General features: G+C 41.2%; 23 protein-coding genes. 20 read left to right on the top strand and 3 right to left on the bottom strand.

Annotated elements, in window-relative coordinates:
- Nucleotides 1–68: 68 nt before the first annotated feature.
- Genes BVC89_RS18855 through recO form a run of 4 tightly spaced genes read left to right on the top strand, consistent with a single transcriptional unit; the run spans nt 69 to nt 2,801 of the window.
- Entirely contained in the window at nt 69–494 is a 426-nt protein-coding gene (locus BVC89_RS18855) for a DUF4845 domain-containing protein (RefSeq protein ID WP_086932682.1), read from the top strand.
- The gene (gene rnc / locus BVC89_RS18850; protein ID WP_086932681.1) at nt 478–1,152 is read left to right on the top strand and encodes a ribonuclease III; all 675 of its coding nucleotides are present in this window, start codon (nt 478–480) and stop codon (nt 1,150–1,152) included. Before BVC89_RS18855 ends, rnc begins: the two co-directional genes overlap by 17 nt.
- A 33-nt stretch (nt 1,153–1,185) precedes the next feature.
- On the top strand, nt 1,186–2,085 hold the full coding sequence (gene era, locus BVC89_RS18845) for a GTPase Era (protein WP_086932680.1): 900 nt from the start codon (nt 1,186–1,188) through the stop codon (nt 2,083–2,085).
- Nucleotides 2,086–2,102: 17 nt separating this feature from the next.
- The gene (gene recO, locus BVC89_RS18840; protein WP_086932679.1) at nt 2,103–2,801 is read left to right on the top strand and encodes a DNA repair protein RecO; all 699 of its coding nucleotides are present in this window, start codon (nt 2,103–2,105) and stop codon (nt 2,799–2,801) included.
- A gap of 74 nt (nt 2,802–2,875) precedes the next feature.
- On the opposite strand, the gene BVC89_RS18835 is transcribed toward recO, so the two are convergent.
- Nucleotides 2,876–4,648 carry a hypothetical protein gene (locus BVC89_RS18835; protein ID WP_086932678.1) on the bottom strand — a complete coding sequence of 591 codons (1,773 nt, stop codon included), beginning with the start codon at nt 4,646–4,648 and terminating at the stop codon, nt 2,876–2,878.
- Between the two features lie 410 nt (nt 4,649–5,058).
- Between BVC89_RS18835 and BVC89_RS29870 the strand changes: the two genes are divergently transcribed.
- The 3 genes from BVC89_RS29870 to BVC89_RS18825 all read left to right on the top strand — a co-directional run bounded on the left by BVC89_RS29870 (nt 5,059) and on the right by BVC89_RS18825 (nt 6,609).
- Nucleotides 5,059–5,214: a hypothetical protein gene (locus BVC89_RS29870; protein ID WP_158658026.1), complete on the top strand. Its 156-nt coding sequence runs from the start codon at nt 5,059–5,061 to the stop codon at nt 5,212–5,214.
- Nucleotides 5,215–5,617: 403 nt separating this feature from the next.
- Complete coding sequence (locus BVC89_RS18830; protein WP_086932677.1) at nt 5,618–5,965, top strand: hypothetical protein; 348 nt, start codon at nt 5,618–5,620, stop codon at nt 5,963–5,965.
- Between the two features lie 389 nt (nt 5,966–6,354).
- A complete protein-coding gene (locus BVC89_RS18825) occupies nt 6,355–6,609 on the top strand; it encodes a hypothetical protein (protein ID WP_086932676.1) in 255 nt (84 codons plus the stop codon).
- 244 nt (nt 6,610–6,853) lie between these two features.
- On the opposite strand, the gene BVC89_RS18820 is transcribed toward BVC89_RS18825, so the two are convergent.
- Nucleotides 6,854–7,750, bottom strand: a complete 897-nt coding sequence (locus BVC89_RS18820) for a LysR family transcriptional regulator (protein WP_086932675.1) — start codon at nt 7,748–7,750, stop codon at nt 6,854–6,856.
- 131 nt (nt 7,751–7,881) lie between these two features.
- Between BVC89_RS18820 and BVC89_RS18815 the strand changes: the two genes are divergently transcribed.
- Nucleotides 7,882–8,571, top strand: a complete 690-nt coding sequence (locus BVC89_RS18815; RefSeq protein ID WP_086932674.1) for a type 1 glutamine amidotransferase domain-containing protein — start codon at nt 7,882–7,884, stop codon at nt 8,569–8,571.
- Between the two features lie 96 nt (nt 8,572–8,667).
- Here BVC89_RS18815 and BVC89_RS18810 read toward each other — a convergent pair whose 3' ends face one another.
- Complete coding sequence (locus BVC89_RS18810) at nt 8,668–11,016, bottom strand: response regulator (RefSeq protein WP_086932673.1); 2,349 nt, start codon at nt 11,014–11,016, stop codon at nt 8,668–8,670.
- A gap of 938 nt (nt 11,017–11,954) precedes the next feature.
- Between BVC89_RS18810 and cysM the strand changes: the two genes are divergently transcribed.
- The 12 genes from cysM to BVC89_RS18750 all read left to right on the top strand — a co-directional run bounded on the left by cysM (nt 11,955) and on the right by BVC89_RS18750 (nt 25,261).
- Nucleotides 11,955–12,845 (top strand): cysteine synthase CysM, encoded by an 891-nt coding sequence (gene cysM / locus BVC89_RS18805; RefSeq protein ID WP_086932672.1) that lies wholly within the window; start codon nt 11,955–11,957, stop codon nt 12,843–12,845.
- A gap of 37 nt (nt 12,846–12,882) precedes the next feature.
- Nucleotides 12,883–15,132 (top strand): GTP diphosphokinase, encoded by a 2,250-nt coding sequence (gene relA, locus BVC89_RS18800; RefSeq protein WP_086932671.1) that lies wholly within the window; start codon nt 12,883–12,885, stop codon nt 15,130–15,132.
- Between the two features lie 104 nt (nt 15,133–15,236).
- Nucleotides 15,237–16,046 carry a nucleoside triphosphate pyrophosphohydrolase gene (gene mazG, locus BVC89_RS18795; protein ID WP_086932670.1) on the top strand — a complete coding sequence of 270 codons (810 nt, stop codon included), beginning with the start codon at nt 15,237–15,239 and terminating at the stop codon, nt 16,044–16,046.
- 283 nt (nt 16,047–16,329) lie between these two features.
- A complete protein-coding gene (adk, locus tag BVC89_RS18790) occupies nt 16,330–16,968 on the top strand; it encodes an adenylate kinase (protein WP_086932669.1) in 639 nt (212 codons plus the stop codon).
- A gap of 48 nt (nt 16,969–17,016) precedes the next feature.
- Nucleotides 17,017–17,754, top strand: coding sequence for a tRNA (adenosine(37)-N6)-threonylcarbamoyltransferase complex dimerization subunit type 1 TsaB (gene tsaB, locus BVC89_RS18785; RefSeq protein WP_086932668.1), 738 nt, complete (start codon nt 17,017–17,019; stop codon nt 17,752–17,754).
- An 18-nt stretch (nt 17,755–17,772) separates the two neighbouring features.
- Nucleotides 17,773–18,570 (top strand): undecaprenyl-diphosphate phosphatase, encoded by a 798-nt coding sequence (locus tag BVC89_RS18780; RefSeq protein WP_086932667.1) that lies wholly within the window; start codon nt 17,773–17,775, stop codon nt 18,568–18,570.
- Nucleotides 18,571–18,584: 14 nt separating this feature from the next.
- Nucleotides 18,585–19,886 (top strand): M18 family aminopeptidase, encoded by a 1,302-nt coding sequence (locus BVC89_RS18775; RefSeq protein ID WP_086932666.1) that lies wholly within the window; start codon nt 18,585–18,587, stop codon nt 19,884–19,886.
- Between the two features lie 108 nt (nt 19,887–19,994).
- The gene (locus BVC89_RS18770) at nt 19,995–21,035 is read left to right on the top strand and encodes a cyclic nucleotide-binding domain-containing protein (protein ID WP_245929140.1); all 1,041 of its coding nucleotides are present in this window, start codon (nt 19,995–19,997) and stop codon (nt 21,033–21,035) included.
- Between the two features lie 51 nt (nt 21,036–21,086).
- Nucleotides 21,087–22,268 (top strand): tRNA-queuosine alpha-mannosyltransferase domain-containing protein, encoded by a 1,182-nt coding sequence (locus tag BVC89_RS18765; RefSeq protein WP_086932664.1) that lies wholly within the window; start codon nt 21,087–21,089, stop codon nt 22,266–22,268.
- Nucleotides 22,269–22,435: 167 nt separating this feature from the next.
- Entirely contained in the window at nt 22,436–23,443 is a 1,008-nt protein-coding gene (locus BVC89_RS18760; protein ID WP_086932663.1) for a tryptophan--tRNA ligase, read from the top strand.
- A 290-nt stretch (nt 23,444–23,733) separates the two neighbouring features.
- On the top strand, nt 23,734–24,891 hold the full coding sequence (locus BVC89_RS30600) for a methyl-accepting chemotaxis protein (protein ID WP_281260966.1): 1,158 nt from the start codon (nt 23,734–23,736) through the stop codon (nt 24,889–24,891).
- Between the two features lie 64 nt (nt 24,892–24,955).
- Nucleotides 24,956–25,261, top strand: coding sequence for an STAS domain-containing protein (locus BVC89_RS18750; protein WP_342752190.1), 306 nt, complete (start codon nt 24,956–24,958; stop codon nt 25,259–25,261).
- The last annotated feature ends 14 nt before the right edge of the window (nt 25,262–25,275 follow it).

The following is a 25,275-nucleotide window of genomic DNA, read 5'->3' as shown; positions in this document are numbered from 1 at the left end:
GCCGAATATTTTTAAGGTCTGTTCGCAGCGCTTAGAAACCATAAACACATTCTATCTCCGAGGGCAAAATGGCAACACATAAAAAACAATCAGGTTTTAGCACTATTGGCTGGTTAGTAGTGATATGTATAGTTGTTGCTTTTTCGACAGTAGCTATAGCGATTGTGCCTGCATACGTTGAGAATATTTATGTCCAAGAGGGTTTGAAGTTTCTCGTTAAGAACAATACAGACTTGCCAAATGTCAGTGCCTCAACGTTAAAAGGCCAGCTTGGAAAATATATGGCGATCAATGCTCTTGGTGATGTACAGAGCAAGAGTTTCAAAGTGAAGCGCTACGATGGGCGATTAATTGTCAATAGCATATATGAAGTACGAGAGAATATCGTCCACGATATTGATGTCGTAATATCCTTTAAAAATCAACTGGATACTAAGAATCCTGATGCCTGCTGTGAGTATTTGATAGAAATTTGGGATGAAGATAAAAAATAATCAACTTATCCGACGTCTAGGATATGAGTTTAAAGACCCCAGTCTTTTAAAAAGGGCGCTGTCTCATCGCAGTGTCGGCAAAGATAATAACGAGAGGCTGGAGTTTTTGGGTGACTCCCTTCTGAATTTTATTATTGCTGATGCACTTTGTAAGAAGTTTCCAAGCAGTCGGGAAGGTGATCTCAGCCGCTTACGTGCCACCTTGGTTCAAGGTAAAACCCTCGCTGAGCTGGCCCGTGAATTTTTGCTCGGAGACAATCTGATTCTTGGCGAAGGTGAGATGAAAAGTGGTGGTTTTCGCCGTGATTCGATTCTTGCCGATGCGGTTGAAGCTATAATCGGTGCGATCTATAGTGACAGCGATTTTATTAGGTGCCAACAAATAGTGCTTTCTTGGTTTGACTCTAGACTTGATAACATTACCTTAGAAAATACCGATAAAGACCCGAAAACGCGATTGCAGGAACACTTACAAGAAAACAAAAAACCATTGCCAATCTATACTGTTATAGAAACCCGTGGTGAAGCCCATGCTAAAGAATTTGTAATTGAGTGCAGGCTGGAGTCCGTCGCACAGGTCTTTGTTGCGGTCAGTTCAAGTAAACGAGCAGCAGAAAAACTTGCCGCTGAAAAAATGCTAAACCATCTTAAAATATAAATTGCCGGAAACGGCAATTAAGTGTGAGCTGTGATGTCAAACGATACCAACACCCGATGCGGCTATATTGCTATTGTAGGCCGCCCTAATGTAGGCAAATCGACCTTACTTAATCATATTGTTGAGCAGAAGATCAGTATTACCTCTCGTAAGCCTCAAACCACGCGCAATAACGTGATTGGTATCAAAACTCAAGATGCGGTACAAATGGTGTTTGTGGATACTCCAGGAATACACCAAGGCCATAAAAAAGCAATTAATCGTTTTATGAATCGCTCGGCTTCCTCTGCTCTACAGGGGGTTGATGTAATTATTTTTGTGGTCGATAAGGATCATTGGACACAAGAAGATGATGTGGTTTTGTCTCAAGTAGTTAATGAGTCTTGCCCTGTGATTATTGCCGTTAATAAATTGGATCAACTTCCAGATAAGAACGATATCCTCCCACATCTTGCTAGCCTTCAAGAAAAATTGCCAAAGGGTGAAATAGTACCGATTTCTGCACTAAGAAATCAGAATATCGACCGTCTGGAATCTCTTGTGTCTGACGCGTTGCCTCACTCTGAGTTTTTCTACCCTGAAGATCAAATTACTGATCGAAGCCTTCGTTTCATGGCGGCAGAGATTATAAGAGAAAAAATTACTCGGCAATTGGGCGCCGAGTTGCCTCATCAAATTGCTGTGGAAATCGAGGAATTCAATGAAGATCCGGATCTTATTACCATTAGTGCATTGATCTTAACCGAAAGAGAAGGGCAAAAGCGTATCTTAATTGGCGATAAAGGTGAAAAGGTTAAAAATATCGGCCAACAGGCAAGACAAGATATTGAAACATTAGTGGAATCGAAGGTAATGTTAAATCTCTGGGTGAAAGTGAAGTCAGGATGGTCTGATGATGAAAGAGCTCTGCGCAGTCTCGGCCTTGATGAGTAGAGCGAAGGTGCACTTTGATGTCCGTCGAAGAGCAAGCAGCCTATTTGCTGCACTCTCGTAAATATACCGATACGCGGATTATCGTTGAATTATTAACACAAGAATACGGTCGTGTTTCTGCTGTCTTTCGTAAAAGTAAAAAAAATGTAGCGAACCTGCAAGCCTTTACTCCGCTGTTAGTGAATTGGCGTGGTAAAGCTTCCCTTAAAACAATTACTCATATTGAACCCCAAGATAAACTTATTGTATTAAATGGAACCGCATTATACTGTGGCTTCTACTTGAACGAAATATTAATGCGTTGTTTGCCCCAGGAAGACGCTGTCGAGGCTATTTTCCATCTTTACAAAAAAACGCTGAGCAAACTTGGAGAGAATCGCGCCCCGAAAATTTCAATGACCTTGGAAAGGGAGCTTCGATTGTTTGAATTAACCTTACTTGAAACACTTGGTTTCGGTATTAACTTTTACCAGGATGCCGATGAGCAAACAATAGACAAGGCTAATAACTATTATTATCACTTTCAGGAAAGTATTGGCTTCATAAAAACTGAAAACATAACAGCAAAGTCTTTTCCCTCTGAGGTGATTATTGCTATTCGCGAAGGTGATTTACACGATCGTACTAACCTTAATTACGCTAAAAATCTTTGTCGTATTGCTTTAAAAAGTTTGCTCGGAGACAAACCCTTAAAATCTCGCGAGTTGTTTCGTTGAGCCCATAGGCTACTTCATAACTTGAGAATGTAGCAGTTATGAAATAGCTTCTAGTTACTCAAAGTGTAATAGCTTTATGTATTATTGGCTAACTTTTTTTGTAAAAGTTTCTCCTCGCTAATTTTAAACATTGTGATGACGGCTAAGTTGATTGAGTCTCCATTATTCCCATCTAGATTATCTTTTCTTGGGATACAGCAGATAACGCGAACATGTGTTTTTTCATCGCTATCCTCTTTTAATTTCAGTGTTCCATCGATACTAAATGTCGGTTTACGTTCACCGTGATGGTATTCGTTAAATGACGCATCAATGCTGATAGAGTGGTTTAGAATACTGTTAACTGTGGAAAATACTAAATGTTTATCACTATTTTTTCCTTTTGAAAACCCTCCACTTGTTAGACCTTCTTCTAGTTCTTCAATTAAATCTTCATGTCTATTTTCTACGTGTCGAGTTAAATTCTTTTTTTCAAAAGCTGGGTAAAATTTTATATTGTTATCGCCACCCAATAAAATTGGTGGTGTTTTCATATCGCACTCATACTTTTGTGTAAGCATAGATCTATTATCTTTTATCAGATTTTTTACTTGGGATATTTCTTTGTCTCTAGTGCTAGGTGAAGAGTTGTGCACAACAGAAGTGTCTAAGCCATCTGTGGGTTTTTTTAATGGTTTTTTCTCATTGCTCTTGGCTTTCCCTTTTTGTTCTTTAGGCTTTGTGCGATTAATTTTAGGTTTTTCTAATTTAATTTCGTTCTCAAGTTTTTTAGCCTGTTCTTCAGCTAATTTCTCTTTTTTTTGTAGTTTTATTTGTTCTTGTTGATCTACTTCACCTGTTTTTTCTTTCACTTCTTGCGCAAGCCTTGGGTAGTGTTTGGATCTAGGCCATTGTTCAGCCATCGAAGATAAATCTTCTTCTGAGAATTCACTATTCATATATTTTTTAATAAATTCCAGACGTTTATCTATTAATTTTCCCATCTCTTTATCTATGTCGGACACCTCTTTAGATAAGCCGGCTTTGCGAATCTGATGGGTAACTCTACTCATTGCTTTTGGGCTTGGCTCATAGCCCAACTTATCACTTACACTGTAATGAGTGTCCATTGTATTTGTTTCCATATCATACATAACCCTAACTTTTCCTTCCGGCAGATCTTTTTTCTTAACTTTCTTAGAAACAATATTGGACAGAGCACTTGAGTACTTTTCAACAATGCTATCGATTTCTTTCTCTATATTGCGGATTCTTATTTCTGCCATAACTTGTTTGGTTAAAAAAAGCTCACTTTCTAGCTTGGCATCTTGAGAATAACGAACTTGGTTCTCTGTGTTTAAGTTATTTGAAGAGTTACTATCTGTGTGTTCTTGGGAAAAACAATTCAAAAAATGATTAATACAGCGTAAGATATAATCCTTTCCGTTAAACTGTAGACTTTGCCTGTTATTATTTCCTACATGTTTTCTATAGATATCGCTTAAATTGTTTGCCGCTGAGTATGGGAACTCAGATGCTATTCTTTTTTCTAGCATAGCACAAAAGACTTTGTTACAGTTAGGTAAGCTTTTTAGTTCTTCCAGCTTTTTTTGATATTGTGTGATTTTTTGATATTGCATTTCCATATTTTCAAGCTCAGTTAGGAGCTGTCTACACATATCGTAGTAATTTATTTCTTCACGGCTAATAATTTTTTTTAGGCATTTAAGTACTTCCATATCACATGAAAATGCGCCGTAATTATCATGAGTGGAATGCACTTTCTCCAATTTTTGGAGTGATGTAGGCAAGCTTTTAGGCCTCGAAGCACTTGTTAACGATTGCTCGCACTTTCCACTTTCTGTCATTATTGGAGAAGCCGTAGTAGACGATGATGGTGAAGAGTTGTCCGCGTATCCTATTTTTATTCTGTCTTGAGAAGAAGATGGTAGTGTTAGGTTGTATTTGTTCATATATGTTATTTACGAAGATTTAATATGCTATATAACTACTAGACATTGCCGGCTTTAAGTATTCTGTCGATCGCAGGAATTTAGTAGCTGTGACAAGCAATTTGTTCAATTAGGAAATTCAACGCCGAAGACAATATGATTAGGCCGAGATTGTCGTTATTTCAGTGAAACTATTCACAATGATCTAGTCGGTCTGCGGATCTTTTTCAACATGGTCAGAGATTTATACATGGCTAATTATTATTGATAGCAAACAAAGCATTTATTACTTACATTTTAACCTCTAAAATTAGAAGAAGTTTGATATGCAAAATGCAATACGTGGGCCTTGGTCTGCGCGGGTTCTAGTTCCACTTATTCGTCTGGTTACCATCCTTATAATTACTGGGCGTTTGGTTGTTGAGCTATATTATAAAGTTGGGCCAACAGATAATGAAAAGGAACTTAGCTTCCTTAGATGAAAGTGTAAAAAATGATTTTATTGAAAAATTTATTTGAGGGTAGATTTTTTTAGCCCGTTATTTTATTTGTCAAGGATTAGCTTGATAGAAAAAATGTTGGAATCTGCTAACTAAATATAAAAACTATAGTTTTTTCCCTATTGGCGCTATCTATTTCGGTAAACGGTGCCACTTGCCTGCTCTAAGATACCCATTGATAGAGCCTTCCTATTATCAACAAATCTATTTATTGCGATTGGTTAGGCCGATAAAACTTGAAGGAAAGGCCGAACTCTATAGATGATTTAGCCACTATTAATCTTATATAAGTATGCGCAGTTTAATGTTCAATATGCCTATTGTTTGGGTAAGAGAATAATAGCTTTATCTTCAAGCTAAATAAACTTACATAAGAGATAAAAACATGCCGAGTATAGGCTTTCCGATAGTTGCCTTTTTGCATAAGTTAGGCAAAGTAGCTACTAAAACAATCGATGGGCTTTTAAATTCTGGGCTACCCAGCCGGCTGATGTTTCCTAGTGCTAGCCACAATATGGCATCGCCAGTTCATCAGGTTTTGACGCCGTTCCCTCCTATAACACAGCCCCTTCCAACTTATTCGCAACGTCTCCAAAATGGGAATTCTAGGTATTCTCAATATGAGTTAGCTAGGCTAGAACTTGAAGCGAGAATGAGCAAGCCCTTACCTGACTCAGGTAATCCTCTGGATGAGGCGCCAGATGCTCAAAAGAATCGTAGACTTCGATCCTAAACGTCCTTGAATTAGTCTTACCAAAAACTAGCAGTAGTCGCAGTTTTTTAGGCCAGAGGGTTCCCGGTGGTAACACAATGTAAACTTCAATTGATGGTAACGCATACTCATCGAGTATTTTCTCTAGGGATTCGCCATTTACTTTGGGGGTAGTGTCGTAATTGGGTATGCGGGAAAATCCGTGACTGTCTTCAATAAAGGCGGTAAAAGCGAACAGGCAATGAGAAGTAGATTGGTTAGTAGTGTGAACTGTTTGTGTTAAAGTAGGGGGCGAAAAAGGTATATATACTCATCAATAGTATGCTATCTATCTTCGATGAAAAATAAATACGGCGCATAAAGCACAGAATTCAATGATGTCATCTTAAATAATCCTTGAGGATAAAATAATGCACTATGATGTACGCGAGCCTTGGGAAGCATGGGCCTTAGTGCCTGCTGTTATTGGTGTAGTAGCTATACCAATAATAATCGGACATTTTATACTCGAGCTTTATTATAAAATTAGACCAGCACAAGAAAACGAAAAAGTGAGTTTGTCTACATTGGGTGATAACAATAAAAGCGACTTCTTTAAAAAGTTGCTTATCGGATGGTTGATTTGTGCTCCGATCTTTTATTGGGTGCATTCTCTAGTTTATTAGCGTTTATATTATCGTTAATAAAATACGTATTCAAAGAATGATGCGTGAATCTTTAAGGCGCTTTCCTTGTAATCATTATTGCCAGATTAAAAGAGTAAGAAGCGAATTAACACAACACTAGTGAATTCTCCTCATGATATAGGTAACCCTTTAGACTCAGCCTTAGGTACTTAATAGAACCTTAGATGTTAACCCTAAGCGATTGTATTAAGACTAGTTAGATAAATGTTAATACGCTCTAATCTTAATAAATACGTCTTAAATAGTCTTGCAAAAAATCTAGCAGTAGTCGCAGTTTTTTAGACGAGGCGGTTCCCGGTGGGAACACAGCGTAAACTTCAATTGATGGTAACGCATAATCATCGAGTATTTTTTCTAAGGTTCCGCTTTTTACTTTGGGGGTGGCGTCGTAGTCGGGGATGCGAGCTAATCCGTGGCCACCCTCGACAAAGGCAGTTCTTGCTGCGGCATTGTTGGTAGATACTGCCCCTTCTACTTTGATGCTGTAGGAACGTTCACCTTTAGTTAGTTCTAGCTGGTTGGAGCCTAATTTGTATATCACCCATTGGTGATTGTTAAGATCCGTGGGCTGTTTTGGTCTGTCGTGTTTTCTAAAGTAAGAGGGCGCACCATATAAACTTGTTGTCAGACTTGCTAAATGTTTGGCCTGCAAACCGGAATCCATTAGCGGCGCTCCACGAATCGCCAAATCAATACCCTCTTGCATAATATTAACTACATCATCTGTTAATTGTAGATCTAGTTGTATTTTGGGGTATAGATTTCTAAAGGTATTGAGTGAAGGCACAATCAGTTGCAGGCCTGCGTTTACCGGACACGTAATCGTTAGTTTGCCTTCGGGCTCGCTTCTTAGGCTGTCGATCTTTTGTTGCACCATCATCATTTGTTCTGTGATGATGTGGCAACTTTCATAGTATATTTTTCCTGCCTCAGTTAGTGTCAGCACTCTTGTGGATCTATTAAGTAGCTTTATACCCAAGCGCGATTCTAACTTTTTAACATGATAACTGACGACAGCTCGTGTTAACCCTAATTGTTTGGCGGCTGCATTAAAGTTACCTTGCTCGATAACTTGAGCAAACACCAGCATACTCCTCGCCTGTTCTAACGTCGCTTTCATTTATGGATCTTACATGGTGAATTTTGCCTATTGTATTAATAATTGATACACAATAGTAGAAAAAGTCATGATTGTCTGTTTATTTTGACTCCCTATAATATTGATACATCTAATCACTGGAGAATATCGATATGGTAGCGAAAAAAATACTTATGGTGTTGACCTCCCATAATGAGCTTGGCAGTACAGGAGAGAAAACAGGCTTTTGGGTAGAGGAATTTGCTGCGCCTTATTATACTTTTTTAGACGCTGGTGCTGAGATTGTTTTGGCTTCTCCAGCAGGCGGTCAACCACCTATTGATCCTAAGAGCGAATTACCTGATTTCCAAACTGATGCAACACGTCGCTTTGATGACGACAGTGCTGCAAAAGATAAATTAGCATCAACAATGCCCTTAGCACAGATAAATGCTGCTGATTATGATGCGGTATTTTATCCAGGTGGTCATGGGCCGCTGTGGGACCTTGCTGTAAATAAAGACTCTATTAACTTGATTAGCCAATTTTTACTAACCGATAAACCTGTTGGTGCGGTTTGTCATGCCAGTGCAGTATTTCTCAATGTTAATGATAGTGCTGGTAATCCAGTTGTCAAAGGTCGTGCAGTCACCGGTTTTAGTAATACTGAAGAAGCCGCTGTTGCGCTAACTGATATAGTGCCATTTCTGGTGGAAGATGAACTGGTTAACAAAGGTGGAGATTATCAGAAAGTTGAGGACTGGAATGCCTTTGCCATTCAGGATGGCCTGATCATAACCGGACAGAACCCGGCCAGTTCGGCATTGGCTGCTCAAAAGCTCATTGCACACTTAAGTAAGTAAAGTGAGGTAAGTAAAGTTAAGCAAGCAAAATTAAATAAGTAAAAGAGTGAGTGCGGTAGATGGGGTCTGCCCAAAACAACTACCGCGCTACAAATGTTACTCAGAGAATAACACATCTAAATCATGGGAGTCGTGCCACTTGATTAGGTCTCGGCAGTGAGTCATAAGGCAATTTAGCTGTGGCTCGCACACATCGTAGTGTTTATCTTTCAACGTTTTATCCAGTAGTGCACTCGACTCCAATAGTTTTGGGACACCGCTGTAACAGGCTCCACCATGGATTCTATGTACCACTTGATGCAAGGAGTCATAATCTTTATTTTGCCAATATTTTTCTATTTCCGTCACTTCATTTGTTAATGAATCAAGGAGCATTTCTAACATGTCCTTGGCAAGATCATGCTTGTTTTTGGCCAGCTCTAGGCACTTTGATATATTGACCGGTTGTGCGCCATTGCTCGCAGGTATGCTCTTAAGCTCCTGTTCTGGCTGGTGTTCAATCGTTGTTGGCGCTTCATGTGTTTGAGGCTTCTGTTCTGGTGAATATTTTGTCCACCTAGACATAAGCTCTTTAAGCTCAGTCTCTCCAATGGGCTTACTTAAAAAATCATCCATTCCTGATTTCAATAGTGTGGACTTTTCTTCCTCTACAGCGTGGGCTGTGAGCGCCACAATAGGGGTGCGAGCACCGTTGGTTTCCATATCTCGAAGACATTTGGTAGTTTCAAAGCCATCGAGCCCTGGCATTTGGATATCCATCAATATCAGTGAAAATGATTCCTGTTGGCATAGTTCTATAGCCTGCTCTCCAGAGCTGGCACTTTCGGTTTCTACGCCTATGTCCGCCAGTAGTTCGCATACCAAGCGGCGATTAGAGGGATTGTCGTCAACTACTAATATTTTGTTATGAAATCTTTCTCCCACATCAGCTTCGTTGTTATCTGTATTAGGTTGTCCTAGAAGGAGAGTGAAGCAAAATGAAGCCTCATGGGGTTTTATCACTAGAGCAATTTCGCCATACATACGATTGACCAGGCCCTTAGCGATAATGAGTCCCATATGATTTTTACTGGTAAGCTGTTCGTTATCAGGCGAAGGCGCGATCAGTATTTTTTGAGCGTCTGCGAGCCTTTGATTATCTTTAAATTGTCCTTTGGCTGTAATTGTGATTTTTAATGTGACTTGATTGTCATCGCGATCTTCAATATCCACATGTGTGGCAATACTATTTGTTGGGCATAGATCAATCGCATTAATAAGTAAATTGTTGTAAACCTGCTTAACTCGAAGTGGGTCGCCAAGTAATTTAAGGGGCGTGTTGTAGCTAAAGTTTATTGGCAGCTGGGTGTGGCACTCGGTATTGTTGGTCAGTACAAACCCTTGGGTCTCTTCGACAATGCTTCGTATGTCAACTGGTTTATAGTCAAGGTTTAGTTTGCCAATTTCCAAACGCGAATAGTCTAAGATGTCGTTAATATTAAGTAGCAATATATTGGCTGACTCTTCTATTGTGTCAATATATTCTCGCTGTTTATCGTTGATTTGAGTTTTGCGAAGTAAGTTTGCAAAGCCAATAATACCATTAAGCGGCGTGCGGATTTCATGACTTGTACTGGCTAAAAATTCAGATTTAGCCTGGTTAGCTTTAACTGCATTTTTACGGGCAAGATCAATTTCAATATTTTGTATTTCTACTGTTTCTAATGTTTCTCGCAATTCCGTTATCGATTGATCAATGGTGTTTTTTAAATCTTGATTTGATATATCAAGTTCTTTGGATAATTGATTAATTTCATTTATCAGCGGTGAGAATATACTTGTCCCATTTTCTATGGTGCTGTGCCCGTAGTTTTTTTGGCGTAATTGGCGAATATTTTCTGACACTATTTGAGTTGGTCGTAACAATTGTTCTCTAAATTTTTTGGTTAGAAAATTAATAAGTACTAGGATGCATACACATAAAATGACGAGATAAATAAAGCACTGATAAAGCCAAATTGTATCGTTGTGGGACGATCTCCCAATAAGCAGTTTGCCCGAGAAATGTTGTTTACCATCAAAATAATTAACTGGAATGGAAAAAAATAGTTTATCCCCTAGATTTACTGTTTGACCATCATCGATAGAAATATGATTGATTTGCTCAGAGTTAACAGGTGTACCTCGCGAAGCAATTAATGTTTTATCAGAATCAAAAAGAGTAATAGAATAATAAGCGCCTGAAACCAAGAGGGCATCAGAAATAAGATTAAAGGCGTCTTTATCTTGTAGCTGAATATTATTGTAGATCGACTTGATGAAGTTTTTTTGGCGCGAATTTTCTCTTTCGTAGAGAAGGTTGTAAAGCACTAACGATATCAATACGGTGACAATACAGCTTACTAATGGTGGTAAAAAACCGAGCAAAAAGAGATGTTTATTCATCAACTTTTTATCGATAAGCATATTTATTCCTTTATATTTATTTACTATTCCTAGCTGTTTGATTCTCAGCAGCTACTTACTTGTTAAAATCTATACCGTTACAATTAATACACCAACCTTTCATCGCGGAAGAGTGCTACTGTCACAAGGTCAATAAGTACAAAGCACTTTACTTTAGATAAAACTTATCAATAAGTACAAACTATTGGCGAATAAATCTATCACAGGTTAATGATTGATTGAAGTCTAACGAGGGCCTGAATAGGCTTAAATGTTTATTAGATGAGATGAGTGTCATCTAATATATTATTTAGCTTAGTTATAGCAGGTAGATTCTATGTAACATCTTTGTTGTCATGGTTGCATGACAAATAATGAGTAGTACCTTAAAACCGCTTTTTTTATAGAAAACACTATAATCGTTGCTGGTGTTGTTATTCTCATACTATCATTGTTTATAACTATCTATCGCTTTATCACCATTATCGATATCAAGCTGTTATTTGGCATTCATAGTCAAGCAGAAAACAGTTGGAGATCTAGGGCCTGTATGTGGACGGAACGCCTGACGATAATGTTTGTCTCTAAATCGTATAGCTCGTTACTTAGTTGATGATGTGGTGTGCTCAATGTCGCTTGGTTGATAGTTGACCAGAGCATTGTTTTAGCACTTAAAGAAGTAGTTTTATTCGCTAATCTATTAACGAAGGAATTTATTTAGCTGTTAGAATAACGATTATGGTAGTAGTTAGTATCTGTCTTTGAGTCGAGCGAGGTTGATTTGCATACAAACCCGCATTGAAACTCTTTACTGTTAAGCTATGCCTATAGCTGAAATTAGGCAACAATAAAATAAATACGTAGTTGTTCACTGTAGCTGGCAAATTAAGCGCTATGGATGATAACTGCCTCAATGGTACTGCTGCTATAACAATTATAATGGAGCAAACAAGTCTTACATGAATTTTCCGACAATCGAATCTTTTATTGGCAATACTCCCCTGGTGAGATTGCAGCGTCTGCCAGGTACTGAGCGCAATACTATTTTGGCGAAATTAGAAGGTAATAACCCCGCCGGCTCGGTCAAAGATCGCCCCGCACTGTCAATGATTTTGCGTGCAGAAGCCCGTGGAGACCTTAAGTCTGGTGATCGCTTGATCGAAGCCACTAGTGGTAATACGGGAATCGCGCTAGCGATGGCTGCTGCCATTAAAGGTTACAAAATGACTTTAATTATGCCGGATAATTCTACCGAAGAACGTAAAGCTGCCATGATTGCTTACGGTGCTGAACTTATTTTGGTTAGTAAAGAAGAAGGTATGGAAGGGGCGCGAGATCTCGCCAAGGAAATGGAGCGCCAAGGTAAAGGCCGGGTACTGGATCAATTTGGTAATGGTGATAATCCACTTGCACACTATCATGGCACAGGGCCAGAGCTATGGCAGCAAACCCAGGGAGAGATTACACATTTTGTCAGTTCTATGGGAACAACTGGCACTATTGTTGGTACTTCCCGCTTTCTTAAAGAGAAAAACCCCGACATCCAAGTTGTTGGTTTGCAGCCTGAAGACGGTGCGCGTATCCCAGGTATTAGACGTTGGCCAAAAGAGTATATGCCCGGTATTTTTGACGATAGTAATATTGATCGTGTCGTTAACATGAGTCAGGACAAGGCTGAAAATACAATGCGTGCTATGGCACAAAAGGAAGGAATTTTTTGTGGTGTCTCTTCAGGTGGCTCGATTGCTGCAGCGTTGGACATCGCTCAAGAAGTTGAGGGTGCGGTTATCGTGGCGATTGTCTGTGACCGAGGTGATCGCTATTTATCTTCTGGAGTTTTTAACCCTTAAGTACTTGTTCTACGATAATTAAAACCTAGGCGATAGCATGGTTAAAGTTCGCGAAGACCGTCCACTTGATGTGCATGGTGCATTAGATATTTCTAGCTGGTTGGACAAGATTTGTTCGACCTCTCATTTAGATGATTCCGCTAAGCCGATCCTAGAGAAAGCGTGCAATATCGCTAACCAAGTTGAGCGTGAAGAGGGCAATAATCTTACTGGTTGGGGAGAAGGTTATACGACTTACTCAGCTGGCTTGGAAATGGCGGAAATTTTGGCCGACCTGCAAATGGATAAATACACCCTTGCAGCGGCAATTTTATATCGCAGTGTGCGTGAGAATAAAGTTGAAGTAAGTGATTTTGCCGAACAGATAGGGGACACAGTAGTTAGCCTCATCGATGGTGTGCAGAAGATGGCCTCTATTAGCGCTATCTCTAATCACACCGATGAGGCGGTATTTGGACTGCAAACGCAAGAGCAAGCCGAGAATGTACGTAAGATGCTTGTCGCTATGGTCGATGATGTGCGTATTGCGCTGATTAAACTTGCCGAGCGAACCTGTGCTATCCGCGCGGTGAAAAAGGCTGCGGTAGATAAGCGTAAAAAAGTCGCAAAAGAAGTGTCGGACATATATGCACCGCTGGCTCACCGGCTCGGTATAGGCCATATCAAGTGGGAATTAGAAGACCTTGCGTTTCGCTATCTCAAGCCCTATGACTACAAGTATATTGCCAAGCTTCTGGATGAGAAACGCCTTAATCGGCAGACTTACATTGAAGATGTAATTGATATTATTCAGGGCAAACTACGGCAGGATAGTATCGAAGCAGAAGTTTATGGTCGCGCAAAGCATATCTATAGTATTTGGCGCAAAATGCACCGTAAAAATATTGGCTTCTCCGAAGTATATGATATCCGTGCCGTGCGAGTATTAGTGGGCTCTGAGCGTGATTGCTATGCCGTTTTGGGCCTTATACATGCGTTGTGGCGCAATATCCCTCATGAGTTTGACGATTATATCGCCAACCCTAAAGAGAATGGCTATCGTTCCTTACACACCGCCGTGGTTGGTCCTTATAACCGTGTATTGGAAATTCAAATACGTACACACCAAATGCATGAGGAAGCCGAGTTCGGTGTTTGTGCCCACTGGCGCTACAAAGATACAGACAGTGATAATGGCAGTGATAGTCGCGACAGCTATGAGAAGAAGATCGAGTGGCTGCGACAGGTGCTTGAATGGCATGATGAAGTTGGTGGCAGTCCGTGGGAAGATGAGATGCCAAAAGGCATTGCTCAGGATCGTATCTACGTGTTTACGCCAGATGGGCATGTGGTGGATCTTCCTGAAAATGCCACACCGGTAGATTTTGCCTTTCGCATACACTCAGATGTCGGTATTCACTGCCGTGGCGCTAAAGTTAATGGCCGTATTGTGCCGCTTAATCATGCTTTGAAGACTGCGGATCAGGTTGAAGTATTAACCGGTAAACGCGCTTCTCCCAGTCGTGATTGGCTCAACCCTGCTTTAGGTTATGTCACCACTTCCAAAGGTCGAAGCCGTCTGCACCAATGGTTTAAAGAGCAGGATTGGGATCAAAATGTTGCCGACGGACGGGCCATGCTTGATCATGAATTTAAGCGTTTAGCGGTAAAATCTCTCGACTATGAAGCACTCGCTAAAAAACTCAACTTGAAAAGCTTAGAAGATCTCTATGCCGCAGTAGGGACTGCGGATATGAGTGTAGAAAAGGCTATTGGGGCCGCCCAGCGCTTGATTAGCGATAATGATACTTCGCGCACAGTGAGTTCACTAGTGGGGCGTGCTTCGGTTGAAGATAATGATGCAGAAGTCTATATCAACGGTGTTGGTAATCTATTATCTCATCTAGCCCAGTGCTGTAAGCCGATACCTGGCGATAGTATTTCAGGTTATATCACTGTTGGTCGAGGCGTCTCTATTCATCGTAAGGATTGCCCTAGCATACTGCAGCGGCAGAACGAAGAACCAGAGCGCATTATCGCAGTAGATTGGGCGGAAAAACCTAATAGCTTATATGCTGTGGTGATTCAGATTGAGGCCTTCGACCGTCACGGTTTGCTGCGCGATGTTTCTACTTTGCTCGACCGCGAGAAAGTTAACGTAACCTCCATGCTTTCCCAGTCCAATAAGGAGCGTAATACTGTGGACATGAAGCTCACCATCGAAATTGCGGATTTGGGAACCTTGAGCCGAGTATTTGCCAAGCTTAATCAGTTGCCTAATATTTCATCAGTTAGGCGCGATGGATAAGTTGTGCTGCCCCTTATATTTTGTTTCCAGCCACTGCTATCTTTAGGCACTTCTACTTCAAGTGCCTTCATTTCAAATACTTTCATTGCTAGGTAATCAGCATTATGTCAACACGCTCTTATAGTCTTGAGGATCTTCTATACCTTATGCAACGTCTGCGTGACCCTGATACCGGTTGCCCATGGGATATTAAGCAAGATTATTTGTCTATCACGCCTTCTACAGTGGAGGAAGCTTATGAAGTTGTCGATGCCATTGAGCGAGAAGATTATCAGCATTTAAAAGAAGAACTAGGGGATTTACTCTTTCAAGTCATCTTTTACGGGCAGCTTGCCAATGAAGAAAACCGTTTTTCTTTTGCCGATGTTGTCGACGAACTGACAGCAAAATTGATTCGTCGCCACCCTCATGTTTTTCCACAGGGCACACTGGAAAGCAAACGTGAAGCAGGGCAGGTGGCGGACGATACGAGCATTAACGCCTCATGGGAAGCGATCAAGCAACAAGAACGAAAAAATAAGGGCAGTGGTGGTATTTTCGACGATGTTCCAAGATCCTTACCAGCGCTAACACGAGGCGTAAAGTTACAAAAACGTGCAGCAAAAGTAGGCTTTGATTGGGCCTGTAGCGAGCAGGTGTTGGATAAAATCAAAGAAGAAGTGGATGAGTTGCAAGAGGCCATGGCTAAACAAGACAGTGCTGAAATAGCTAATGAGTTAGGCGATGTAATGTTCAGCTGTGTCAATCTTGCTCGCCATTTAGGGCAAGACCCTGAAGCCCTCATGAGGGTGGCTAACAGTAAATTTGAGCGACGCTTCAATCAAGTACATAAGCAGATGGGGGCGCAAGGTAAAAGCCAATACAGCGCCGAGGAGCTCGAAGGCTTTTGGCAGCTAGCGAAAGACAGTGAGTAAGCTGGCTGATCGAGCCGTATAGTTTTTGTGTAGAGAGCGCCCGCCGTACAAGTAAACTTTAGATATTGTTACCTAACTTACAACTAAGTTACGTTGCGAAAACGTTATGATCGATCCTGTTAGCATACACTATTGGTCTTAGGCCCTAAGTAAATCCTTGTTTATCCTCTGTTGGATGTGTATCGTATGCCGCCCATATGTTACAGACGAAAATCGAGCTGGCATCGTCAGTTCGCCTAACATCCGTTATCAGTGCTAAATATATATAATTAGAGGAATTTTCATGCGTGTAATTTTGTTAGGAGCTCCCGGAGCCGGTAAAGGAACCCAGGCTAAGTTTATTATGGAAGCTTTTGGCATTCCGCAGATCTCCACAGGAGACATGCTCAGAGCTGCAGTTAAGGCTGGGACTCCGCTGGGCCTTAAAGTTAAGGATGTTATGGCTTCAGGAGCATTGGTGTCCGACGACCTTATGATTGACTTGGTCAAAGAGCGAATTGCTCAAGACGATTGCAAAGACGGGTTCTTGTTCGACGGCTTTCCTCGCACTCTTCCTCAAGCCGAAGCATTAACAGCTTCAGGTATTCCTATTGATCATGTACTGGAAATTTTTGTCGAAGACGAAGAAATCATCTCTCGCTTAAGTGGGCGGCGTATGCATGAAGCATCTGGACGGGTTTATCATATTGTTCATAATCCGCCACGTGAAGAAGGCATTGACGACGAGACTGGTGAACCTCTTATATTACGTGACGATGACAAAGAAGAAACTGTTCGCAATCGTTTAGATATCTATCACACACAAACTGAACCTTTAGTTGAGTACTACAAAAATGCTGAAGGTATTGTTTTCCGTCAGGTGGGTGGTGTTGGTGCCCTCGATGAAATCCGTACAAAAGTTGTAGAAGCACTCAAATCATAGTGCTCACATGACGGGCATATACTCCTTAAGTATTGCTAGTTAAATATCATGGATAGCCTCAACCGAATATTGGCAATTGACGCGTCAACAGAGCATTGTTCTGTGGCGCTTTGTGTTGACGGGCAGCGCCTGGCTGATGTCTGCGAGACGCCAAAATCCCATGCTAATGTGCTATTGCCGATGGTAGATAATATCCTGTCTGAGGCTGGTATTTCATTGCCTGAGCTCCAGGCCATAGTGGTTTCTCTTGGGCCGGGGTCGTTTACCGGAATACGTATCGGTATCGGTGTTGTGCAAGGCTTGGCCTATGGTGCAAAGCTACCCGTTATCGGCTTTTCCTCTCTTGAAACATTGGCTTGGCGTGCTATCGCCAGTACTCAATCTACTAGTGGCAAACCAGATCATGGGACGATTATCTTGCCCTGCCTTGATGCCCGAATGGATGAGGTTTATTGGGCGGCATATGTTTATGGTATCGATACTATTAGTGAAGTGTTGCGTCCTAGAGTCAGCAGTATTGATGAGCTGAATACATATATACAGCAGCTCGATACTTCTTGTATTGGTGCCGGCCATGGTTGGCTGGTGCCTAACGCAGTTAATGTAGAGGTTTGTGATTCAAAATTGTTACCAAATGCGGCAGCTATGCTCGATTTGGTTGAGCAGTATCAGCATCATCAAAAGCCTTTATCAGAGTTCAGTGCTGCCAGTATTGAGCCTTTATATTTACGTAACGAAGTCACCTGGGTGAAACGAACACGCATTCGAAAAGAGCAACCCATTTAATCAGGATTTGATTAAACCATGGATCTTATTCACGTTATTATCCTTGCCTTGATTCAAGGTATTACAGAATTCTTGCCTATCTCTAGTTCAGCCCACTTAATCTTGCCCAAGGAAGTTCTCGGCTGGCCTGATCAGGGATTAGCATTTGATGTGGCTGTACATGTGGGAACGTTAATGGCGGTTATCGTCTATTTTCGGAAAGATGTACTCGATTTATTATCCGGCTGGTCGTTGTCACTCGTGGGCAAAGGTTTGAATGACGATGGGCGTTTGGCGTGGATGATTGCCTTGGCCACCGTGCCCGCCTGTCTTTTTGGCTTGCTGATGAACGATATTATTGAGGCGCATTTGCGTTCCATTAGCGTCATCGCTGCAACTACCATAGTCTTTGGTATTCTCTTGGCTTTGGCTGACAAGCGATCGGATAGGGCGAATAAAACACTGGTATCGATGACGCTCACGGCTGCTTTGGTGGTTGGTTTTGCCCAAGCTTTAGCACTAATTCCCGGTACTTCGCGCTCAGGTATTACTATCACAGCAGCTTTATTTCTTGGGTTTTCAAGAACAGATGCTGCGCGTTTTTCATTTCTACTTTCTATTCCTATTATTTTGATCAGTGGCGCTTATAAAGGTATTGGTTTAGTAGAGCAAAGCGCCGTTGACTGGCAAAGCATCTTTATTGGTATTGCTGTGTCAGCCGTCAGTGCTTATCTTTGTATTTACTATTTTTTGAGCTTTATTAACCGTTTGGGCATGATGCCATTTGTTATATATCGGATAATACTCGGAGCTATTCTTATAGTGTTAATCATTTAAGAGCGATTGATTGAATGAGTGAACAATATATTCGTGATGCCTTAATAGACTTTTTAAATGCGTCTCCAACACCTTATCATGCGACCGCTCAAATAGCGCAAATGCTTGTAGATAAGGGTTTTTCTGAGTTAAAAGAAGATGAATTCTGGGATTTGACGCTAGGCCAGCGTTACTATTTTGTGCGTTCAGATTCTACCATTGTGGGCTTTGTTTGGGGCTTAGATAATTCAGTAAGTAAAGGTATTCGCTTAGTTGGTGCCCATACCGATAGTCCCTGTATCAAGCTAAAGCCTCAGCCTGAAAAAAATATCAAAGGCTATCAGCAGTTGGGCATTGAGGTATACGGTGGCGCCTTACTTAACCCTTGGTTTGATCGTGATTTGTCTTTAGCTGGTAAAGTGTGTTTCTTACGAGATAGTGGCGAATTGACCTGTACTTGTATTAATTATCGTGATCCCATTGCCGTCATACCAAGCTTAGCGATACATCTAGATCGTGAAGCGAATAAAAAGCGCAGCATTAATCCTCAAACAGATATGAATCCTATTTTGTTCCAAGGGAGTAACGATTTTTCTTTGCGCACAATGCTACTTGAAAAGCTGCATGAGGATGGTATCAGCGATGCTAAAGAAGTATTAGATTTTGACTTGAGTTTTTATGATACACAAGGAGCTAATACCATTGGTCTTCACCAAGAGTTTCTTGCCAGTGCCAGGCTTGATAATTTGTTAAGCAGCTTTGTTGGTATGCATGCCCTTGCCAATGCGGACAATCAATATACATCTATTATGGTATGTAATGACCATGAAGAAGTAGGTAGCCAATCGGACATCGGAGCACTAGGGACTGTTGTAAAAGATCTACTCGCCCGGCTTTATCCCCAAGAGCAAGAGCGCCAAGTGGCAATAAGACGCTCGTTGATGCTGTCGGTAGATAATGCCCATGGAATTCACCCCAATTATGTGAATAGACACGATGAAAATCATGGCCCACAGCTGAATGCTGGGCCCGTACTTAAGTTCGACGCTAATCAAAGCTATGCGACTTCGTCTCACAGTGCTGCTTTTGTCAAGCAACTAGCTAGCATGGAACCGAAAGTGCCAGTGCAAACTTATGTTACGCGGGCTGATATGCGATGTGGTAGTACTATTGGGCCTTTAACATCTTCACAAATAGGTATAAAAACTCTAGACCTCGGTGTTGCCACCTTTGCCATGCACTCAATTAGGGAATTAGCTGGAAAAGATGATATTAATTATCTACACCGTCTATTGAGTCGCTTTTATAACGCTGAAAAAGTCGCAATATCGGGGTAAAATAAATAGCGTCTTAGATGTATGGATATTATTGCAATTGAAGGAGTCTTATCTGTTTTGTTAATTTTAGTTTCATAATAACGTCGATTAGACAAGAGGTTGTTGACATTGGATATTAATGCACTTAAGAAATTTGTTCCGTTTAGTGAAATAGAGGACAAATATCTCGAGGATGCGCTCAAACACATATCCCTCAAGACTTTCAATAAAGGTGATATGTTATTTAAACGCAACCGCTCTGTAGCGGAACGTTACTATTTGATTTCAGGGCGGGTTGATCTTATCGATGCTCGTTTCGAATCCACTCCTGTAGAAGCTAATACCGCTAAAGTGACTAATGCGCTAAATCTTGAGTCGCCAACGGTGTGTTCCTGTATTGCTAAGTCAGGCGTTGAAGCTTTCACCATAGAGTTGGAAATGCTCGATCGTATTGTTTCTTGGCGGGAATCTGCTGCCTACGCCAATGAAAGCGACGACACTGAAATGGTGACAGGTGAGATTGAGGTTAGCAATATTGCCGATCATGATGCTACCGACTGGATGTCCTCACTGTTGCAATCCCCCTTATTTACAAAAATTCCCTTAACACAAGTACAAGATTTATTTTTGCGCTTCAAGGATGTGCCCGCTGAAGCTAAAGAGGTCGTGATTAAAGAGGGTGAAAAGGGCGACTTCTTCTATGTGTTAGCCTCCGGTCGTGCCAGGGTGACAAATCGCTCCGAGAGTGTGGATGTGGTATTAGAACCCGGAAGTTATTTTGGCGAAGAAGCTCTACTTGGTAATACGCCGAGAAATGCCACGATTACTATGACTGAATCTGGCCACTTAAAAAAACTCGACGCACAAGATTTTGAGGCGCTTTTAAAAGAGCCTGTCTTGCAATATGTTGAGCAAGATGAGCTTGGAACACTAGGTAAGCCGCATAAAATGCTCGATGTTAAAATGCCTATGGAATACAGAATGAATCATGTTCCAGGTAGCATTAACGTTCCCCTTGCGCGTTTGCGCTCATCGATTAATGAGTTGGCGAAGTCGTGTGCTTATGTGGTGCCTGATGATGCTGGTAGCCGCGCAGATATTGCCGCACACTTACTCTGCCAAGCTGGTTTTGATGCCTATATCCTAAGGGCGCAAAGCGAGAATCGATAAGCATTTTGTTGTAGTTTTGAATGATTTTTCTTTGATCGACTAACATAAGAAGTGAAAATCCTTCTTTTATCTCCTTATGATGCCAATAGCCACCAATATTGGTGGCGTTTATTAAAAGCGCATTTTAGTGGCTATAACTGGACTGTGCTCACCTTGCCCGCCCGCTATTTTAATTGGCGTATTCGCAGCAATAGCCTGACTTGGTCGCAGCAACAGCAGCACGTCTTGCAGCAGGAGTATGATCTTTGCATCGCCACGTCCATGACGGATCTCGCTACTCTAAGAGGTTTATTGCCCTCTCTGGCGGCTATTCCTACACTATTGTACTTTCATGAGAATCAAGTTGCCTATCCATTGTCTAATAAAGCCGAACAGCGTCAAAACATTGAGCCGATCATGGTGCAAATATACAGCAGCTTGGCGGCTAATCATCTGAGCTTTAATAGTTGTTACAATCGTGATTCTTTTTTTAGCGGATTAAAACAACTATTAAAAAGATTCCCTGATGCTGTACCACCGAATTTGCTTGTTAAGTTAGAGAAAAAATCCAGCGTGTTAGCAGTGCCAATTGCTTACCGAGGCACCATATTGGTTAATCCAGGGTTGGTTAATCCAAGATCGATTAACACCAGCTCGGTTAATAAAATGCCGGCTAATAATAGAAGCCTTAACATGCTAACTAATCACGGGCAAAAACAATATCAGTTAGTATGGAACCATCGCTGGGAATATGACAAGGGCTGTCAACGGCTGCTGGCTTTTATACAAGCAATGCCTGCGCAAACCGCGTTGACTTTACATGTAGTTGGGCAAAGTTTTAGGCAAGTTCCTCCGGAGTTTGAAAAGATCAAAGCCGAGTTATCCAAGCGCGGTTGGTTGGGGCAGTGGGGCTATCTTAAGGATATTAAGGAGTACCACCAGCTTCTTGAGCAGAGCCATTTCGTGCTCTCCACTGCTGAGCATGATTTTCAAGGGCTCTCTGTATTAGAGGCTGTCGCCCGAGAATGTATCCCCATTGTTCCTGATCGCTTGGCATATTGTGAGATGTTTGATGATCGTTACCGCTATGCCAGTGATAGTGACCTTACAGTAGAGGCGCAATCCATGGCACAAAAAGTTCAATATTTTCTTGCGTCTGAAAATATTCCTCATGCCGATGTGAGTAGATTTTATATGGATAACTTAGCGACAGAATATGAGCAACTGTTTGCCAGTTTAGTGAACAGTGCATGAGTTTAGCCATAGTAAGTTGCTGCCATGGCATGTCATAACAAAGTCCCCATTGTTTGATGGCAGCACTATTGGAAATTGCGGCCTATGCATTTCCAATAGTGTTGTGGAAAGGTATTATGCCTGCACTAGCGTTTTGCTCTAGTGAATTACGGATCATGGGTGAATAAATGACAAAAGAACGAATTTTAACAGGCATTACTACCACAGGTACGCCGCATCTGGGGAATTATGTGGGTGCTATTCGACCAGCAATTGCATCGAGTAAAAATGACAATGTGGAGTCATTTTTGTTTCTTGCTGACTTGCATGCCTTGATCAAGTGCCAGCAGCCTGAGCAAATTAATCAATCCACTAAAGAAATTGCAGCCACTTGGCTAGCTCTAGGCCTCGACCCTGATAAAACGGTTTTTTATCGTCAATCCGATGTTCCAGAAATCAGTGAATTGTGTTGGATTCTCACTTGTATGACTGCTAAAGGTTTGATGAATCGTGCCCATGCTTATAAAGATGCGGTTGATAACAATGCTAATAATGGGGAAGATGCTGACTTTGGTATTACCATGGGGCTGTTTAGCTATCCGGTGTTAATGGCTGCTGATATTCTTATGTTCAATGCAGATAAGGTGCCTGTCGGTCGAGACCAAACGCAACACTTGGAAATTGCCCGAGATATTGCACAACGCTTCAATCATACTTACGGGGAAGTTTTTAAGCTTCCAGAAACAGTGGTTGATGATAGTGTTGCTCTGCTAAATGGTTTAGATGGCCGTAAAATGAGTAAAAGTTACAATAATACTATTCCTCTTTTTTTAGGCCAAAAGCAGCTCAAAAAGCATATTAATAAAATTAAAACGAATTTACTTGAACCCGGCGAGCCTAAAGATACAAGCGATTCAACGGTTTTTCAGATTTGGGAGGCCTTTGCCGATACATCCCAAACCGACTATATGCGCAAAGAATTTGCTAACGGGATTGCATGGGGCGAAGCGAAAAAACAGCTATTTGAATTAATCGATGCAGAATTGAGTGAACCTAGAGAGCGCTACAACAGCTTAATGGATGATCCTGCTGCAATTGAGAAGATTCTAAAAGCCGGCGCTGAAAAAGCTCGTGAGCATGCCAGACCCTTGCTGGCCAAAGTTAAAAAAGCGGTGGGAATTGGCGCACTATCGTGATGGCAACATCTATCCATCAATAGCCATTTGTTTGTTAACTTTTATTTTCTAAATTAACGCTCCTTTAAAATCGCTAGTATTTTCGGGGAGCGTCAAATCATTTTTAGCTATCCTTAGTAATTATTTCCCTTAAACCTGCGGTGACTAACCAAGTCGCAGTTGTTTATGATGTGTTTTGGCACATATTTCAATCTATCCGAGCTTGAGATGTTAACTGGCGAAGCGAGACATACGCGACTAGTCTATAAGTGTGTGTGACTTATGCTGTTATCGTATCTTCGGGGTGGTGAGTGAGTAGTTTTTTGTCGAATATTGGTGTGCTGTTAGGTATAGCCCTGGCTGGAATTGGTATCTCATATTGGGCGGACTCCCTCTTCATCGCTTACGCCACTATGCTGGTGTTAGTGGCTGTAGCTGCCTTTATTCTACTTCGCACCAACCAGGGTGACAGTAGTAACGAGGATATTGACTATACCACCCATACCTCTTTAAAAAGCAGTACGGAAAAAATAGACGGAACCTTATCTCCCTTGTTTGACGAAGTGGATGGTATGTCTAAAGAAATTCGTCATCTGGCAGAAGACTCAAGTATTCGTTTGCATGCAAGTTTCCAAGGCCTTACCGATTCTGCAAAAGCAGGCAAAGACTTAATGATGGGCATCGCTAACCAGCTGACACCTGATGGATCTGATCCAAATAACGTCTCCCTTAAAGGTTTTGCCAAGGAAGTTGGCACCATATTAGATGACTATGTCAGTTTATTTGTCGATATAAGCCAAAAAAGTGTGCAAGCCGTTCACAACATCCAAGATATGGTGACCCATCTAGATGGTATGTTTGGCCTAATTAACGACATACGTGGCATTGCTGATCAGACTAACCTGTTGGCTCTTAATGCTGCGATTGAAGCTGCGAGAGCTGGTGAAGCAGGCCGAGGCTTCGCTGTTGTTGCCGATGAGGTTCGTAAGCTTTCTCAAGACTCAAATGACTTAAACGAGCAAATTCGTAAAAAAGCGGAAACAGCTAAAGAAACAGTAACAAATGTCGAAAAAGTAGTAGGTGAAATCGCATCTCTTGATATGAATATTGCTATAGACGCGAGAGGACACTTAGACGGCATGTTAAATGAATTGGAGTCGGTAAATTCAAAGGTTTCCGAGAGTGTTGTCCGAGGCGCTGAAATTGGAGAAGAAATAAAAAATGAAGTGGCTCGTGCGGTCACTGCGTTGCAGTCTGCCGACAGAGTTTCTCAATTTGCCGAACAAATTATAGCAACGACGGAACATCTCACAGAGGTGTTGACCAAGTACCGCACCACCATAACAGGTCATAATAATGCGCATGCAGCACTGTTAGCCTCGATATCAGAGCTCGATAATACGGAAGAATTTAAACCTGCGCTCTCTGGGTTGGTGGCTAATACGGGAGACGATGTTGATCTATTTTAACAAAGTTCCTGATCACATTTTCTTTAAATATATGAAACCTTAGTTAATCTGAGGAGGGGTTATTTTGCCTATTCAAGTTGAACGTAGTAATGATAATCATATGTCGGTAGTTTTAGATGAACGTTTTGACTTTGAGTCAGTTGATCCCTTTCGGCGTAGTTATGAAAGTTTAGAGAACGTTAGAAATAAGTTTATTGTTATTGATTTTAGAAATACACGTTATATTGATAGCTCCGCACTTGGTATGTTGATAAATGCTAAAAATCATTTCGATGACCTAGGCGCTAAAATGAAATTAATAAATACCAATGATCAAATTAAGAAGATCTTTAGTATTTCAAGGTTTGATAAAAAGTTTGATATTTCTTAATACGTAAGAGTCAA

This window comes from Agarilytica rhodophyticola (assembly GCF_002157225.2).
Lineage (GTDB): Bacteria > Pseudomonadota > Gammaproteobacteria > Pseudomonadales > Cellvibrionaceae > Agarilytica > Agarilytica rhodophyticola.
Note: the sequence above shows the minus strand (reverse complement) of the source record. Positions and strands in the feature narration are given on the sequence as shown.

Excerpts from the sequence above, each read along its gene's own strand:
- BVC89_RS18855 (WP_086932682.1), top strand. The coding sequence starts at position 69 with ATGGCAACACATAAAAAACAATCAGGTTTTAGCACTATTGGCTGGTTA.
- cysM (WP_086932672.1), top strand. The coding sequence starts at position 11,955 with ATGAATTTTCCGACAATCGAATCTTTTATTGGCAATACTCCCCTGGTG.
- rnc (WP_086932681.1), top strand. The coding sequence starts at position 478 with ATGAAGATAAAAAATAATCAACTTATCCGACGTCTAGGATATGAGTTT.
- mazG (WP_086932670.1), top strand. The coding sequence starts at position 15,237 with ATGTCAACACGCTCTTATAGTCTTGAGGATCTTCTATACCTTATGCAA.
- BVC89_RS18830 (WP_086932677.1), top strand. The coding sequence starts at position 5,618 with ATGCCGAGTATAGGCTTTCCGATAGTTGCCTTTTTGCATAAGTTAGGC.
- BVC89_RS18810 (WP_086932673.1), bottom strand. The coding sequence starts at position 11,016 with ATGCTTATCGATAAAAAGTTGATGAATAAACATCTCTTTTTGCTCGGT.
- BVC89_RS18825 (WP_086932676.1), top strand. The coding sequence starts at position 6,355 with ATGCACTATGATGTACGCGAGCCTTGGGAAGCATGGGCCTTAGTGCCT.
- BVC89_RS18835 (WP_086932678.1), bottom strand. The coding sequence starts at position 4,648 with ATGACAGAAAGTGGAAAGTGCGAGCAATCGTTAACAAGTGCTTCGAGG.
- recO (WP_086932679.1), top strand. The coding sequence starts at position 2,103 with ATGTCCGTCGAAGAGCAAGCAGCCTATTTGCTGCACTCTCGTAAATAT.
- BVC89_RS18815 (WP_086932674.1), top strand. The coding sequence starts at position 7,882 with ATGGTAGCGAAAAAAATACTTATGGTGTTGACCTCCCATAATGAGCTT.
- BVC89_RS18820 (WP_086932675.1), bottom strand. The coding sequence starts at position 7,750 with ATGAAAGCGACGTTAGAACAGGCGAGGAGTATGCTGGTGTTTGCTCAA.
- relA (WP_086932671.1), top strand. The coding sequence starts at position 12,883 with ATGGTTAAAGTTCGCGAAGACCGTCCACTTGATGTGCATGGTGCATTA.
- tsaB (WP_086932668.1), top strand. The coding sequence starts at position 17,017 with ATGGATAGCCTCAACCGAATATTGGCAATTGACGCGTCAACAGAGCAT.
- BVC89_RS18780 (WP_086932667.1), top strand. The coding sequence starts at position 17,773 with ATGGATCTTATTCACGTTATTATCCTTGCCTTGATTCAAGGTATTACA.
- adk (WP_086932669.1), top strand. The coding sequence starts at position 16,330 with ATGCGTGTAATTTTGTTAGGAGCTCCCGGAGCCGGTAAAGGAACCCAG.
- era (WP_086932680.1), top strand. The coding sequence starts at position 1,186 with ATGTCAAACGATACCAACACCCGATGCGGCTATATTGCTATTGTAGGC.
- BVC89_RS18760 (WP_086932663.1), top strand. The coding sequence starts at position 22,436 with ATGACAAAAGAACGAATTTTAACAGGCATTACTACCACAGGTACGCCG.
- BVC89_RS29870 (WP_158658026.1), top strand. The coding sequence starts at position 5,059 with ATGCAAAATGCAATACGTGGGCCTTGGTCTGCGCGGGTTCTAGTTCCA.
- BVC89_RS18775 (WP_086932666.1), top strand. The coding sequence starts at position 18,585 with ATGAGTGAACAATATATTCGTGATGCCTTAATAGACTTTTTAAATGCG.